The sequence below is a fragment of the Streptomyces sp. ADMS genome, assembly GCF_033441795.1.
GTDB lineage: Bacteria > Actinomycetota > Actinomycetes > Streptomycetales > Streptomycetaceae > Streptomyces.
Window position 1 is genome coordinate 62,579 of record NZ_JAVFVX010000018.1, and the last position, 14,177, is coordinate 76,755.

Annotated in this window: 10 protein-coding genes and 1 pseudogene; 10 read left to right on the plus strand and 1 reads right to left on the minus strand. The window is 71.9% G+C overall.

Annotated elements, in window-relative coordinates; all coding sequences use genetic code 11:
- Nucleotides 1-102: 102 nt before the first annotated feature.
- Nucleotides 103-639, minus strand: a complete 537-nt coding sequence (locus RB628_RS11035; RefSeq protein WP_318320158.1) for an HNH endonuclease — start codon at nt 637-639, stop codon at nt 103-105.
- A gap of 336 nt (nt 640-975) precedes the next feature.
- Between RB628_RS11035 and RB628_RS11040 the strand changes: the two genes are divergently transcribed.
- The 10 genes and pseudogenes from RB628_RS11040 (at nt 976) to RB628_RS11085 (ending at nt 14,160) form a co-directional block, all read left to right on the plus strand.
- Nucleotides 976-2,070: a mechanosensitive ion channel family protein gene (locus tag RB628_RS11040; RefSeq protein WP_318320159.1), complete on the plus strand. Its 1,095-nt coding sequence runs from the start codon at nt 976-978 to the stop codon at nt 2,068-2,070.
- Nucleotides 2,071-2,330: 260 nt separating this feature from the next.
- Nucleotides 2,331-3,542, plus strand: a complete 1,212-nt coding sequence (locus RB628_RS11045; protein ID WP_318320160.1) for an ROK family transcriptional regulator — start codon at nt 2,331-2,333, stop codon at nt 3,540-3,542.
- 43 nt (nt 3,543-3,585) lie between these two features.
- Nucleotides 3,586-3,760: pseudogene (locus RB628_RS11050) on the plus strand (carbohydrate ABC transporter permease); the annotation flags it as partial.
- Between the two features lie 7 nt (nt 3,761-3,767).
- On the plus strand, nt 3,768-5,033 hold the full coding sequence (locus RB628_RS11055; RefSeq protein ID WP_318320161.1) for a 6-phospho-beta-glucosidase: 1,266 nt from the start codon (nt 3,768-3,770) through the stop codon (nt 5,031-5,033).
- Nucleotides 5,024-5,995, plus strand: a complete 972-nt coding sequence (locus RB628_RS11060; protein WP_318320162.1) for an N-acetylglucosamine kinase — start codon at nt 5,024-5,026, stop codon at nt 5,993-5,995. The genes RB628_RS11055 and RB628_RS11060 overlap by 10 nt, the downstream gene beginning before the upstream one ends.
- A gap of 216 nt (nt 5,996-6,211) precedes the next feature.
- Entirely contained in the window at nt 6,212-7,702 is a 1,491-nt protein-coding gene (locus RB628_RS11065; RefSeq protein WP_318320163.1) for a hypothetical protein, read from the plus strand.
- Between the two features lie 88 nt (nt 7,703-7,790).
- A complete protein-coding gene (locus RB628_RS11070) occupies nt 7,791-8,846 on the plus strand; it encodes a glutamate ABC transporter substrate-binding protein (RefSeq protein ID WP_318320190.1) in 1,056 nt (351 codons plus the stop codon).
- Between the two features lie 59 nt (nt 8,847-8,905).
- Nucleotides 8,906-10,231 (plus strand): hypothetical protein, encoded by a 1,326-nt coding sequence (locus tag RB628_RS11075; RefSeq protein WP_318320164.1) that lies wholly within the window; start codon nt 8,906-8,908, stop codon nt 10,229-10,231.
- Nucleotides 10,231-12,777: a serine/threonine-protein kinase gene (locus RB628_RS11080; RefSeq protein ID WP_318320165.1), complete on the plus strand. Its 2,547-nt coding sequence runs from the start codon at nt 10,231-10,233 to the stop codon at nt 12,775-12,777. The genes RB628_RS11075 and RB628_RS11080 overlap by 1 nt, the downstream gene beginning before the upstream one ends.
- Nucleotides 12,778-14,160, plus strand: a complete 1,383-nt coding sequence (locus tag RB628_RS11085) for a protein phosphatase 2C domain-containing protein (RefSeq protein ID WP_318320166.1) — start codon at nt 12,778-12,780, stop codon at nt 14,158-14,160.
- The last annotated feature ends 17 nt before the right edge of the window (nt 14,161-14,177 follow it).

Sequence of the window (14,177 nt, forward strand, 5' to 3'; positions counted from 1 at the left end):
CATGAGTGATCCGGCCCCGGGGAACGGGGGTTCCCGGGGCCGGATCGCATCCGTACCGTACGGACAGCCGTACGGGCATGTGGGTATACGAAAGCCCGGATGTCAGGCTGGGATGCCGTCGATCCGGGCCATCGCGTCGTCCGCGCCGTACGGCTGCAGGTATGGCAGCCAGCGCGGGTCCCTGTGCCCGGTTCCGATGATGCGCCAGGCGAGACCGGTGGGCGGGGCGGGTTTGTGGCGCAGCCGCCAGCCGATCTCGAAGAGATGGCGGTCGGCCTTGGTGTGGTTGCAGCGACGGCACGACGCCACCACGTTGTCCCAGCGGTGCTGACCGCCACGGGAACGCGGGATGACGTGGTCGACGCTGGTCGCGGCGGCGCCGCAGTACATGCACCGGCCGCCGTCGCGGGCGAACAGCGCCCTACGGGTCAGTGGAACGGGCCCCCGGTAAGGGACCCGTACGAACCTCTTCAGCCGGACCACGCTGGGTGCGGGGACAGTAACGGTCGCGCTGTGCATGAAGGCGCCCGACTCCTCCAGGGAGACAGCCTTGTTCTCCAGGACGAGGACGAGCGCGCGTCGGAGCGGTACGACGCCGAGTGGCTCGTACGACGCGTTGAGTACCAGGACATGCGGCACGGATGCCTCCTTGGGCGTCGGCGGCACGTGGCTCGCGCCGGGACGATCTGTAGTCAGTCTCCCCTCTCGCCCGGCGGCAGCGCCACCACGTCCCGGTAACGGGCTGGGAGTGTTTTCGACCACACCTTGTGTACGTACCCCGGGACCACACCCACTTCATCCCCAGGTGAGCACGGTCTCTCCCTCGAACATGGCGCCGATCCGCACGCGTTGCCCCGTTAGTGTGGTGGTTCTGCCCTTCCGGTGACCTTTCCGTGACCTGAACGACGAGCTCGACAGCGAGCCGACCGACGTAACCATCCGTACCGGGGGCAGGCCGCACTGGAGGTACCCGCCGTGTCCTTGCCCGTCGTCCTGCTGGCCGCCGATTCGTCGCCGTCGCCGACTCCCTCGGAGTCACCGACCGTTTCGGTCCCGTCTCTCCAGGACGCCCAGGAGAGCGCGACGAACGCCGCCAGCTGGGTCGAGCAGAACTGGTCCACCTGGCTCGCGATCGGCCTCAAGGTCCTGCTGATCATGGTGATAGCGGTAGTGCTGAGAGCGGCGGTGCGGCGGGCGATCACCAAGCTGATAGACCGCATGAACCGCACGGTCCAGGCGACCGACGGCCCGGGCCTCGGCGGCCTGCTGGTCAATGTCGAGCGCCGCCGCCAGCGTTCCCAGGCGATCGGCTCCGTGCTGCGCTCGGCGGCGAGCTTCATCATCCTGAGCACCGCGGCCCTCATGGTCCTCTCCGCGTTCCAGATCAACCTCGCCCCGCTGCTCGCCTCCGCCGGTGTCGCGGGCGTGGCGATCGGTTTCGGCGCCCGCAACCTGGTGACCGACTTCCTCTCCGGCGTGTTCATGATCCTTGAGGACCAGTACGGCGTCGGGGACACGATCGACGCGGGGGTGGCGTCGGGCGAGGTGATAGAGGTGGGCCTGCGCGTGACGAAGCTGCGCGGCGACCAGGGCGAGATCTGGTACGTCCGGAACGGCGAGGTCAAGCGCATCGGCAACCTCTCGCAGGGCTGGGCCACGGCCGGCGTCGATGTGACCGTGCGCTCGGACGAGGACCTGGACCGGCTGAAGGCGACGCTCGACGAGGTCAGCGAGAAGATGGGCAGGGAAGAGCCCTGGAACGAGCTGCTGTGGGGCCCGATCGAGAGCCTGGGCCTGGACAGTGTGCTCCTGGACTCGATGGTCATCCGCCTCACGGCGAAGACGATGCCGGGCAAGTCCCTGACGGTGGAGCGCGAACTGCGCTGGCGCGTCAAGCGGGCCCTGGACGCGGCGGGCATCCGCATCGTGGGCGGCACCACCGTCATCCCGGAGGAGGAGCCCCTGGACCCGACGGCCGGTATGGCGGCCCCCTCGGTGTACTCGAACACCGGCTCCCCGCAGGCCCAGGCGGCCACCCCGCTGGCCGCCCAGCCGGGCGCGCCGAAGTAGCCGAAGCAGCCGGCGGGCACAGCAGAAGCCGTACGCACAGCGGCGGCGTCCCGGATTCCGGGGCGCCGCCTCCTGGCATGCCCCGCAGGTGACGACTCCGTCGCCGTGACGTTGCCCTTCCGGTTCCCCTCTTGACGCCCACCTTGGTCCAGCCCTACCTTCCTTCCATCTGACAGGAAACCTTCCTAACAGCTCGCTGCCGAAAGCCACCGACAGTGACCGTGAAAAACCAGGCGACGGAAAGGCGGGTGCAGACCCCCATGGCAGGAACCGCAGGCACGCCAGGCACCCCCCGCGTCCTGCGCGCCATGAACGACCGGGCCGCCCTGGATCTCCTCCTGGAGCACGGACCCCTGTCCCGCACCCGGATCGGCAAGCTCACCGGCCTCTCCAAGCCGACCGCCTCACAGCTCCTCGCCCGCCTGGAAGCGGCGGGACTCGTACTGGCGACCGGCACCAGCGAGGGCCGACCCGGCCCCAACGCCCAGCTCTACGAGGTCAACCCGACCGCCGCTTATGCCGCCGGGCTCGACGTCACCCCCGAACGCGTCCTCGCCGCGGTCGCCGACATCACCGGTCGCACCGTCGGCGAGTACGAACTGCCCACCCCCGGCAGACGGCCGGTCCAACCCGTCGTCCAGCAGGTCACCGAGGCCCTGGACGGCGCCGTCAAGGCGGCGGGGCTGGCCCGGGACGATCTCCGGCGGCTCGTCATCGGGACGCCGGGCGCCTTCGACCCGGGCACCGGCCGGCTGCGCTACGCCTCCCACCTCCCGGGCTGGCACTCCCCGGCCCTCCTCGACGAACTCGCCGCCGCGCTGCCGATGCCGGTGGAGTACGAGAACGACGTGAACCTCGTCGCCATCGCCGAGCAGCGGCTCGGTGCGGCCAGAGGACACGGCGACTTCGTGCTCCTGTGGAACGAGGGCGGTCTCGGCGCCGCGCTCGTCCTCGGCGGCCGGCTGCACCGCGGCTGGACCGGCGGCGCCGGCGAGGTCGGCTTCCTGCCCGTGCCGGGCACACCCCTCGTCCGGCAGGTCAGCAGGGCCGGCAGCGGCGGATACCAGCAGCTGGCCGGTTCCCAGGTCATCCCCGGACTCGCCCGCGAGCTGCACATCAGCCCCGTCCCGAGCGGCCCGTACGCCGAGGTCGCCGCCGCCCTCGTCGCCCAGGCCGCCGACATCAACGCCGGCCCCTACCGCCGGCTCCTCGAAACGTACGCGACCGGCCTGGCCACCGGTCTGGCCTCACTCGTCTCCGTCCTCGACCCCGAACTCGTCGTCCTCAGCGGCGCCTGCCTCACCGCGGGCGGCGAACCCCTGCGCGGTCTGGTCCAGGCCGAGCTGGAGGAACTGGCCGCGGCCCGGCCCCGGCTGGTCGTGGGCGACGTACGCGAACACCCCGTGCTGCGGGGCGCGCTGGAGAGCGCCCTCGCGACGACTCGCGACGAGGTCTTCGACACCTCCCGCTGAGCACCCCGCTCAGCCCCCCGTTCCCGCTCCCACCTTCGACTCCGGCGAACACGCGTACGCCGCCCTGCGCGCCGGCGTCAGCGGCCTCTTTACCACCCACGGCCCGGAGTCCTTCAAGGGTGCCCACCACACCGACGCGAACCTCACCATGACGGCCACCGTTCCTCACCCAGAAGGCGTTCGTCGAGGGCGTCACTCTCACCGGCGTAAAGGGTTGATCCTGCTGTGAAACTCACCGTGGTCGGCGGCGGTTCGACCTACACCCCCGAACTCATCGACGGTTTCGCGCGGTTGCGGAACACCCTGCCCATAGAGGAACTGGTGCTCGTCGACCCCGCCGCCGAACGCCTGGAGCTGGTCGGCGGGCTGGCCCGGCGCATCTTCGCCAAACAGGGGCACCCCGGGCGGATCGTCACGACCGACGACCTGGACAAGGGCGTCGAGGGCGCCGACGCCGTCCTGCTCCAACTGCGCGTCGGCGGCCAGGCAGCGCGACACCGGGACGAGACGTGGCCGCTGGAGTGCGGCTGCGTCGGCCAGGAGACGACCGGCGCGGGCGGCCTCGCCAAGGCGCTGCGCACGGTGCCGGTGGTCCTGGACATCGCTAAGCGCGTCCGACGGACCAACCCGGACGCCTGGATCATCGACTTCACCAACCCGGTGGGCATCGTCACCCGCGCCCTCCTCCAGGCCGGACACAAGGCGGTGGGCCTGTGCAACGTGGCGATCGGCTTCCAGCGGAAGTTCGCCGCCCTGCTGGGGGTGACCCCCGCCGACATCCACCTGGACCACGTGGGCCTCAACCACCTCACCTGGGAGACGGGCGTCCGCCTGGGCGGCCCCGAGGGCGAGGACGTCCTCCCCCGGCTCCTCACGGAACACGGCGGCCGGATCGCCGACGACCTCCGTCTTCCGCGTACGGTCCTCGACCGCCTGGAGACGGTGCCGTCCTACTACCTGCGCTACTACTACGCCCACGACAACGTCGTACGGGAACTGCGCACCAAGCCCTCCCGGGCGGCCGAGGTCGCGGCGATGGAGGAGGAACTGCTGCGGATGTACGGCGATCCGGCCCTGGACGAGAAACCGGAGCTGCTGGCGAAGCGCGGCGGCGCCTTCTACTCGGAGGCGGCGGTGGATCTGGCCGCGTCGCTGCTCGGCGGGGGCGGCAGTTCCTACCAGGTGGTGAACACGTACAACAAGGGGACACTGCCTTTCCTGCCGGACGACGCGGTGATCGAGACACAGGCGGCGGTGGGGCCGAAGGGGGCGATTCCCCTTGCCGTCGAACCGGTCGACCCGCTCTACGCGGGGCTGATCGCCAACGTCACCGCCTACGAGGAACTGGCCCTGGAGGCCGCACTGCACGGCGGGCGGAACCTGGTCTTCCGGGCTCTGCTCGCGCACCCGCTCGTCGGCCAGTACGACTACGCCGACACCCTGACCGACACCCTGATCTCGCACAACCGGGAGCATCTCGCGTGGGCATGACCGCACACGTCCTCGCCATCGACGCGGGCAACAGCAAGACCGACGTGGCGGTGGTCGCGGCCGACGGAGAGGTGCTGGCCACGGCGCGGGGCGGGGGGTTCCGGCCGCCGGCCGACGGGCTCGAAACCGCGGTCTCCGGACTGTCCGACGCCGTCGCCGAAGCCTTCGGCGCCGCCGGGGTCTCGTCCGTCGACCGGGTCTCGGCCTGTCTGGCGAACGCCGACTTCCCCGTGGAGGAACGGCGGTTCACCGCCGCGCTGCACGCGCGCGCGTGGGGCGCCGGTGTCGACGTACGCAACGACACCTTCGCGATCCTGCGGGCCGGGATCACCGAGCCGCGCGGGGTCGCCGTCGTCTGTGGCGCCGGCATCAACTGCGTCGGGATGACTCCGGACGGCCGCACCGCCCGGTTCCCCGCCCTCGGGCGTGTCTCCGGGGACTGGGGCGGCGGCTGGGGCCTGGCGGAGGAGGCCATGTGGCACGCGGCGCGGGCGGAGGACGGGCGGGGTGGTCCGACGGCACTGGCCACCGCCCTGCCCGCCCACTTCGGGCTCACCTCCGTGTACGCGCTGATCGAGGCCCTGCATCTGGGAAGCGTCGACAACGCCCGGCGGCACGAGCTGACGCCGGTGCTCTTCGCCACGGCTGCGGACGGAGACCCGGTGGCGTGTGCGCTGGTGGACCGGCTGGCCGACGAGGTGGTGGCCATGGCCACGGTCGCGCTCGGCCGCCTCGGTCTCCTCGAAGAGGAGACGCCGGTTCTGCTGGGCGGCGGTGTACTGGCGGCCCAGCACGTCCGGTTGACGGACCGCGTCACCGAGCTGCTGGCCGCGCGGGCCCCCAAGGCCGTCGCCCGGGTGGTGACGGCACGGCCGGTGCTGGGGGCGGCGCTGCTGGGGCTGGATCACACGAACGCCCCGGCGGAGGTGCACGCGCGCGTACGGCGCTTCTACGAGGTCTGACCGGCTTCGTACGGGAACCGAACAGATTCCTCCGGCGTATTCATGGGCAGGGGGGTGGTGCGGGGAGCGCGTGTGTGTCCGAATGCGGGACAGCGCGACCCAACACCACACCACCGCACTGCAACACAACGCGCCGCACTGCGATCCGATCAAGATCCAGTCAAGGCCGGTGCGGATTGTCGGTGCCGGGGGCGATACTGGCGGTGACGGATGACCATGGGGGAGGTCACAGTGACATCTACGAGCAGTGCGGCACCACCGGCGCCCAACTCGCCGGACGGACCCGGCACGTCAGGCGCGTCCGGCACGGCCGTCGCCTCGGGCCTGCCCGCCATTCCGTCGCAGGCGGGCGTGGGTCCGGCGCCCGGCGTCCCCCAGCCCCCGCGCCGCACCGCCTTCGCCGAGGGCGTCGACCAGTTGCGGGCCGCCGCGACCACCGAGCCCGGGCGCCTCAGGATCATCGGCGCCCTGCTCGCGGCGCTCGTCGTCGCGTTCGGTGCCGTCACCGCCTGGCAGATGACCGACCGTTCGTCCGCCGCGGACGACGTGCTGCACAACAGCCAGCCCCTCAGCTCCGCCGCCGCGGACATCTACAGCTCCCTCGCGGACGCCAACACCGCCGCCTCCAGCGGTTTCCTGGCCGGCGGGGACGAGACGGCGGCCTCCCGCGAGCGCTACCAGAAGGACATCCGCAACGCCGCCGCCAAGCTCTCCGACGCCGCGGCCAACTCCGAGCCGGGCTCCCCGTCCGCGGCCACCATCGCCGAGCTCAACAAGCTGCTGTCGGAGTACACGGGCTACATCGAGCGGGCCCGCGCCAACAACCGGCTGGGTTTCCCGGTCGGCGGCTCGTACCTGCGGCTGGCGAACGAGACGATGCAGGAGCAGATGCTCCCGGAGGCGGAGAAGCTCTACGCGAGGGAGAACCAGCGGCTGCGCTCCGACTACGCGGACGCGACCTCGTTCCCCTGGGCGGCGATCGGTCTCGGCGTCGTCGTGATCGGCGCCCTGCTCTGGGCCCAGCGGCGCAACTACCGGCGTACGAACCGGGTGCTGAACCACGGTCTGGTGGCGGCGACGGCCACCGCGACGATCGTCCTCCTGTGGCTGGTCGCCGGCCAGAGCTTCGCCCGCTCGGGCCTCAACGACTCCTACGACCACGGCATCCGCTCGCTGAACGCGCTGCACGACGCCCGGATCGCCTCCCTCAAGGCACGCGGCAACGAGAACCTGACGCTGGTGGCGCGCGGCGCGGAGACGGTCGAACTGGACGACGGCAAGATCGTCGACGCGTACGACCACGACTTCGAGGGCGACATGAGCGCGCTCGACGAGGGCCTGGCCGAGGCCGCGCGGCTCGCCGACGACCAGGCGGGCAGGAAGCCGGTCACATCGGCCGTCGGTGGCATGGAGGAGTGGAAGACGCGTCACGCGGAGGCGCAGGCGGCCTACGAGTCGGGTGACTTCCAGCTGGCACTCGCCCGGGTCATAGGGGACAAGAGCGACAAACCGACCGGCGAGTGCTTCGACAACGTGGACACGGCGCTGAAGACGGCGATCGGGCATGAACAGGCGGAGTTCCAGCAGGCGGCCGGGGACGGGCGGGACGCGATGACCGGCCTGCCGGTGGGCGCCGCGGCGCTCGCCGTGCTGGGCGCGGCGGGCGCGGTGCTCGGTATCGGGCGCAGGCTGTCGGAGTACCGCTGATGCGGTACGAAGCGGTGCGGACGCGATACGAAGCAGTACAGGGGAGCGCGGCGGCAAAGGAGTTCGGGCGATGAGAGGGGGCGTGACGATGAACGCACAGCGGCCTCTGCGGAGTCTGCGCACCGGCCTCCAGGTCCTGCGGGCCGGACTGCGCGGCTGGGGCGGTGTCGGGGCGATGGCGGCCGTCTGCGCCCTCGCGGTGGCTTTCGCGCTGCTGCTCCCGCTCACCCAGTCGCAGGGCGACGGCAGCACCGGGACCGGGGGCCAGGGGGTCGCCGAGGGCATTCAGGCGAGGGCCGCGGAGTGCGAGAACCCGCAGGACCAGAGCCCGGTGCCGTCCTCACTGGACGGGAAGACGATCGAGAAGATCAGGGCCCGCAAGGACCCGCGACTGATCGTCGGCGTCGACCAGAACAGCTACCGCTGGGGCTACCGCGACCCGAACGGCGGCCCGGAAGCGTCACTGGAGGGCTTCGACATCGACCTGGCCCACCGGATCGCCAAGGACATCCTCGGCGACGAGGACGCGGTCAAGTTCAAGGCCATCCCGACCAACCAGCGCATCCCGGCGATCAAGAACGGCCGCGTCGACATGATCGTCCGCACGATGACGATCGCCTGTGACCGGCTGGAGGAAGTGGCGTTCTCCGCCCCGTACTTCCTCACCGGCCAGCAGGTCCTCGCGCCCAAGAGCTCCACGATCAAGGGATACGACAAGACACTCGACGGCAAGAGGATCTGCTCGGCGGAGGGCTCCACGGCGCTCGAGAAGCTGGAGGCGGACAAGGCCGCGAAGAAGGCCGCGGTCGCCACCGCCGACATCCGCACCACCGTCCCCAACCAGCTCGACTGCCTCGTCCGCCTCCAACTCGGCCAGGTGGACGCCGTGGTGACCGACGGCGCGCTCGCCGCGAGCCAGGCCGCCCAGGACCCGACGGTGGAACTGAAGGGCGACACGTTCACCGAGGAGTACTACGGCGTGGCGGTGAAGAAGGGTGCGAACGACCTGGCGGCCCGGGTCAATCGCATACTGGAGCAGTACCGCCAGGACGGCGGCTGGCAGACGTCGTACGACAAGTGGCTGTCGCCGACCCTGGGCGGCGACTCGGAGTCGGCGAAGCCACCGGTGCCACGCTACAAGTGACGGTTCACCAACCGAACAACCAGTCAACGAGCCAACCAGTCGAGTAGTCGAGGTGATCGATGGGCGTCACGGGAGCCCCCGGGCCGGTGATGGACCGGGACGAGGTGGACCGTGCGCTGGCGCGGCTCGGCGCGGAGCACGAGGCCATCGAGACCTCTCTCCTCGCCCTCCAGGACCACGCGGGCCGCAGACTCCTCGAAGGCGCCGAGCTCACCGGCACGACGAAGGAGCGCTGGACGTCCGCGGAGGCCTCGATCACGCTGCTGTGGGCGTACTTCGACGCGTACACGGACGCGTTGCGCTCCGCCCGGGACATCCGCTCGCGCCGCCGCTGGTCCAGCCGCGAGGACCTGGCGGAGCTGACGGAGCTGCTGCGCGGCGAGTGCGTCACGGTCGCGGGCAGCGCGACGGCGACGGCCGGCGCGCCCACACTCCACGGCACCAGCAGGCTCAGCCACCAGTACTCTCTGGCCGGCCTGGTGGAACGGATGAACGAGCTGTACGCGACCTCACTGGACATGGTCGTCACCTCCGACGCGGTCTGGTCGGCACTGCCCGCGCGGATAGATCTACTGGCCGCCGAGCTGCAGCGCACGCGCCAGCTGGCGCACTCCGTGGGCGTACGCCCCGGCGAGCACCCGGCGGGCGACGACCTGGAGCGCATCACGCGCACGCTGACCGCCCTGCGCGAGCGGGTGATCTCCGACCCGCTGGCGTTCTGGCTGCCCGCGCAGGGCAGTTCGGCGCCCGGCGGCGGCCGTCCGGACACCACGGTGTACGACCGTGAGGCGCGCGCCCTGGAGGACGTACGCCGGGAGATCGACGCCGTGCTGACGGTCCGCCAGGACGCGGAGGCCCGGCTCGTGAAGCTGCGTGACCTGTTGTCCCGCGCGGACCGCACCCTCGCCGAGGCGCGCAGCGCGCGCGGAGAGGTGCTGGCGAAGATCGCCGCGTCCGAGGTGCCTGCCGTGAGTGGCCCGCCCACGGCGCTGCAGGAACAGGTGTCGATGGCCGCCGAGTACCGCAGACACGCCCAGTGGCACCGTCTCTCGCCGCTCCTGGAGTCCCTGGAGGCGAAGGCGGAGGACGAACTGATGCGCGCCCGCGAGTCGTTGACGGCGGTCACCCAGCCTCTGGCGGTCCGCGCGGAACTGCGCGGCCGGCTCGACGCCTACAGGGCGAAGGTCGCCCGGCACGGACTCGCGGAGGACCCGCTGCTGATCGAGCGGTACGACGCGGCGCGCCGCATGCTGTGGAGCGCGCCCTGCGACCTGCGGGTCGCGGAGCAGGCCGTGCTGCGCTACCAGCAGGCCGCCGCCGAGTTCTTCGGCGGCCCGCGGGTGCCCGGCCAGACCGGGCCCGGTGACCGGAGGGGGGAGTACTGATGACCGCGACAGAGCAGCAGAAGTGCCAGCGGCCCGACTGCGAGGGCAGTTACGAGGACATGGGCGGCGGCGAGCTGTACTGCGACACGTGCGGCCTCGCGCCGGTCGTGTCGGCCACCGGCATGGTCGGTTCGCCGCCCACCGGGGTCACGGGGAGCGGCAAACGGCGCTCGGGGAACGGAAGTTCGTCCTCGGCGAGTTCCCGGGCGTCCTCCCCTTCCTCCCGTACCTCCCGGACCTCCCGCTCCTCGCAGTCCCGCCGCTCGGTCTCCGGCCGGCTGTCGCGGTCCCTGTCGGGGAAGGCGACGGGCCGTTCGGTGTCGGTGCGCAGCTCGGGTTCGACCGCCGGGTCCTCCGGGCGGGGCCGGCTCGGCGCGGGCCTGGTCGAGGTGCCGGGTGTGCCGCGGCCCGACCCGCGCGCGATGGTGCTGGAGAACCCGGAGGTTCCCGAGCGCAAGCGGTTCTGCTCGCGCTCCGACTGCGGGGCGCCGGTGGGGCGGGCGCGCGGCGAGGGCCGGCCGGGGCGTACGGAGGGGTTCTGCACGAAGTGCGGGCACCCGTACTCCTTCGTGCCCAAGCTGAACGCCGGTGACATCGTGCGCGGCCAGTACGAGGTGGTGGGCTGTCTGGCGCACGGTGGCCTCGGCTGGGTCTATCTCGCCGTGGACCGGGCCGTGTCCGACCGGTGGGTGGTCCTCAAGGGCCTGCTGGACACCGGGGACCAGGACGCCATGGCCGCCGCGATCTCCGAGCGGCGCTTCCTCGCGGAGATCGAGCACGCCAACATCGTGCGGATCTACAACTTCGTGGAGCACCTCGACCAGCGCACGGGCTCGCTCGACGGCTACATCGTCATGGAGTACGTCGGCGGCAAGTCGCTGAAGGAGATCGCCAACGACCGGCGCACCCCGGCCGGCAAGCGGGACCCGCTGCCGGTGGAACAGGCGTGCGCGTACGGCATCGAGGCGCTCGAAGCCCTCGGCCATCTGCACAGCCGCAACCTGCTGTACTGCGACTTCAAGGTCGACAACGCGATCCAGACCGAGGACCAGCTGAAGCTGATCGACATGGGCGCGGTCCGCAGAATGGACGACGACGAGTCGGCCATCTACGGCACGGTCGGCTACCAGGCGCCGGAGGTCGCGGAGGTCGGCCCGTCGGTGGCGTCCGACCTGTACACGGTCGCGCGCACCCTCGCCGTCATGACGTTCGACTTCCAGGGCTACACGAACGTGTTCGTGGACTCCCTGCCCGACCCCGACCACATCGAGGTCTTCCGCCAGTACGAGTCGTTCTACCGGCTTCTGGTCCGCGCCACCGACCCCGACCCGGCCCGCCGGTTCGCGTCCGCACAGGAGATGTCCGAGCAGCTGACGGGCGTACTGCGTGAGGTCGTGTCGCTCCAGACGGGGCGCGCCAGGCCCGCGCTGTCGACGCTGTTCGGGCCCGAGGTGAAGGTCACGGACTCGGAGTTGTTCGCGACGCTGGACGGGGACGTGTCGCGGCTCGGGGCGCGCGCGGTGACGCCAGGGAAGAGGTCCGCGGCGCCCGCCGCCGAGGTCGCCGGTGGCACCACCAGGGCGCTCACCGGCGCCCCGCGGCTCGTCAGGGCCATCGACACCGGTGCCGCCGCGCTCGCGCTGCCCGTGCCCCGCGTCGACCCGTCCGACCCCAACGCGGGCTTCCTGGCGGGGCTGTTGGCCTCGGCGGCCGGGGAGCTGATCGCCGCCCTCGCGGTGGTGCCGGCGCAGTCGACCGAGACAAGGCTGCGTCAGGTGCGGGCCCAGCTGGAGAACGGCGACCCGGTGCCCGCCCTGCAGTCGCTGGTCACGCTGGAGGAGGAGCGGCCCGACGACTGGCGGGTGGTCTGGTACCAGGGCGTGGCCGCGCTGGTGACGGGCGATCACGAGGGCGCCGCGCTGTCGTTCGACGCGATCTACGACGCTTTCCCGGGCGAGAGCCCGCCCAAGCTCGCTCTCGGGCTGTGCGCGGAGGTGCTGGGGCAGCTCGACAACGCCGCGGAGTACTACCGGCTGGTGTGGACGACCGACCCGAGCTATGTGAGCGCCGCGTTCGGCCTGGCCCGCGTCCAGTTGGCGGCGGGCGACCGCCGTAGTGCCGTGAAGACGCTGGAGTCGGTCCCGGAGTCCTCGATCCACTACACGGCGGCCCGTGTGGCCGCCGTACGGGCACGGCTGCGGCACCGGACGGCCGTCGCCGCCGACGCACCGTTCCTGGACGATCTGATCGCGTCCGCCGGGCAGGTGGAGGCGCTCGCCGGATACGGTCTGGACGCGGTCCGGCGGGAGCAGCTGTCGGCGGAAGTCCTCGGCTGCGCGCTGGACTGGATACTCTCCCAGGGCCAGGGTTCCGCTCCTCCTGCCGTCGGGGGGCGGGTGCTGCTCGGCAGTGACCTGGACGAGCGTGGTCTGCGCTTCGGGCTGGAGCGTTCGTACCGGACGCTGGCCCGGCTCGCGCAGGGCGGCGAGGAGAGGATCGACCTGGTGGAACGCGCCAATCGTTACCGCCCCCGGACGTGGGTGTAGTTGATGTCCCAGATGCCCCAGCCGACCGCCCTGTCCAGGTGCCCGAACTGCGAGGAGCCGCTCGAATCGGGCGACCGGTTCTGCGGCGCTTGCGGGTACGACCTGTCGGCCGTGCCGCCGCGCCCCGGCGACTCCCCCACGCTCACCCTGAGCGGCGCCCTCGCGTCCGCGCAGCCACCACCTCCGGAGGCCGCTTCCGTGGACTGGCCCCACGCGCCCGAGACCAGCACTTCGGGCACCCCGGCGCCGGTGCACCTCGCGACCGATCTCCCGGGCACCGACTCGGGTGAGACCGCGCTCCCAGCGGTTCCGGGCCGGCCGCCGATGCCCGATCTGCCGCCCACGGGCTCGCGGGTCTCCCCCGCCACGGGCGTCCGTTTCGACCGGGCCGGCGGCGGCGAACCCGACGAGTACCCGCTCCAGGCGCCGGTCCCCCGCGCCGCCGAGACCTCGACGCCCCCGGCCGGCACAAAGGTGTGCGTGGCCTGCCGGGCGGGCCGCGTCGACCTCGACGGCTACTGCGAGAACTGCGGGCACGCCCAGCCGCGCGAGCGCGACCACATGGAGGACGAGGTCGGCCCGCTCGCCGCGGTCACCGACCGGGGCCTGCGCCACCACCGCAACGAGGACGCGTACGCGATCTCCCACACCACGCTGCCCGACCGCGCGCCCGCGCTGGTCGCGATCGTGTGCGACGGCGTCTCCTCGGCGACCCGCCCCGACGAGGCCTCGCTCGCCGCGTCCCGGGCTGCCGGGAACCTGCTGATGACTGCCCTGCCCCAGGGCACCCATCCGCAACAGGCGATGCACGACGCGATCATCGCCGCCTCGCACGCCGTGAACGCGCTGGCCGAGGAGCCCGCCGGGGCCCGCGAGCACTCCCCGCACCACAACTCCCCGGCCTGCACCCTGGTCGGCTCCATCGTCACCCCGACACTCCTGGTCGTCGGCTGGGTCGGCGACAGCCGCGCCTACTGGGTCCCGCTGGACCGCTCCACCGCCCCCGCCCGCCTCACCGAGGACGACTCGTGGGCGGCGCAGATGGTCGCCGCGGGCCTGATGAACGAGGCGGAGGCGTACGCCGACGAGCGGGCCCACGCGATCACGGGCTGGCTGGGCGCGGACGCGTACGAACTGGAGCCGCACACCGCTTCCTTCAAGCCGGACCGGCCGGGTGTGGTGGTGGTGTGCACGGACGGACTGTGGAACTACGCGGAGTCGGCGGACGAGATGGCCGAAATTCTCCCGCCGGACGCCGTGTCGCGCCCGCTGCACGCCGCCCGGGTCCTGGTCGGCCACGCCCTGGACGGCGGGGGCCACGACAACGTAACAGTGGCCGTCGTGCCGTTCCCCGCCCCGTCTCAGGGGGCAGGATCGGCCTGAGGCCCTGACACGGGGGT

What these genes read in the sequence shown, in the direction of transcription:
- RB628_RS11045 (WP_318320160.1), top strand. Translation starts at nt 2,331, where the DNA reads ATGGCAGGAACCGCAGGCACGCCAGGCACCCCCCGCGTCCTGCGCGCC.
- RB628_RS11065 (WP_318320163.1), top strand. Translation starts at nt 6,212, where the DNA reads ATGGGGGAGGTCACAGTGACATCTACGAGCAGTGCGGCACCACCGGCG.
- RB628_RS11070 (WP_318320190.1), top strand. Translation starts at nt 7,791, where the DNA reads ATGAACGCACAGCGGCCTCTGCGGAGTCTGCGCACCGGCCTCCAGGTC.
- RB628_RS11080 (WP_318320165.1), top strand. Translation starts at nt 10,231, where the DNA reads ATGACCGCGACAGAGCAGCAGAAGTGCCAGCGGCCCGACTGCGAGGGC.
- RB628_RS11075 (WP_318320164.1), top strand. Translation starts at nt 8,906, where the DNA reads ATGGGCGTCACGGGAGCCCCCGGGCCGGTGATGGACCGGGACGAGGTG.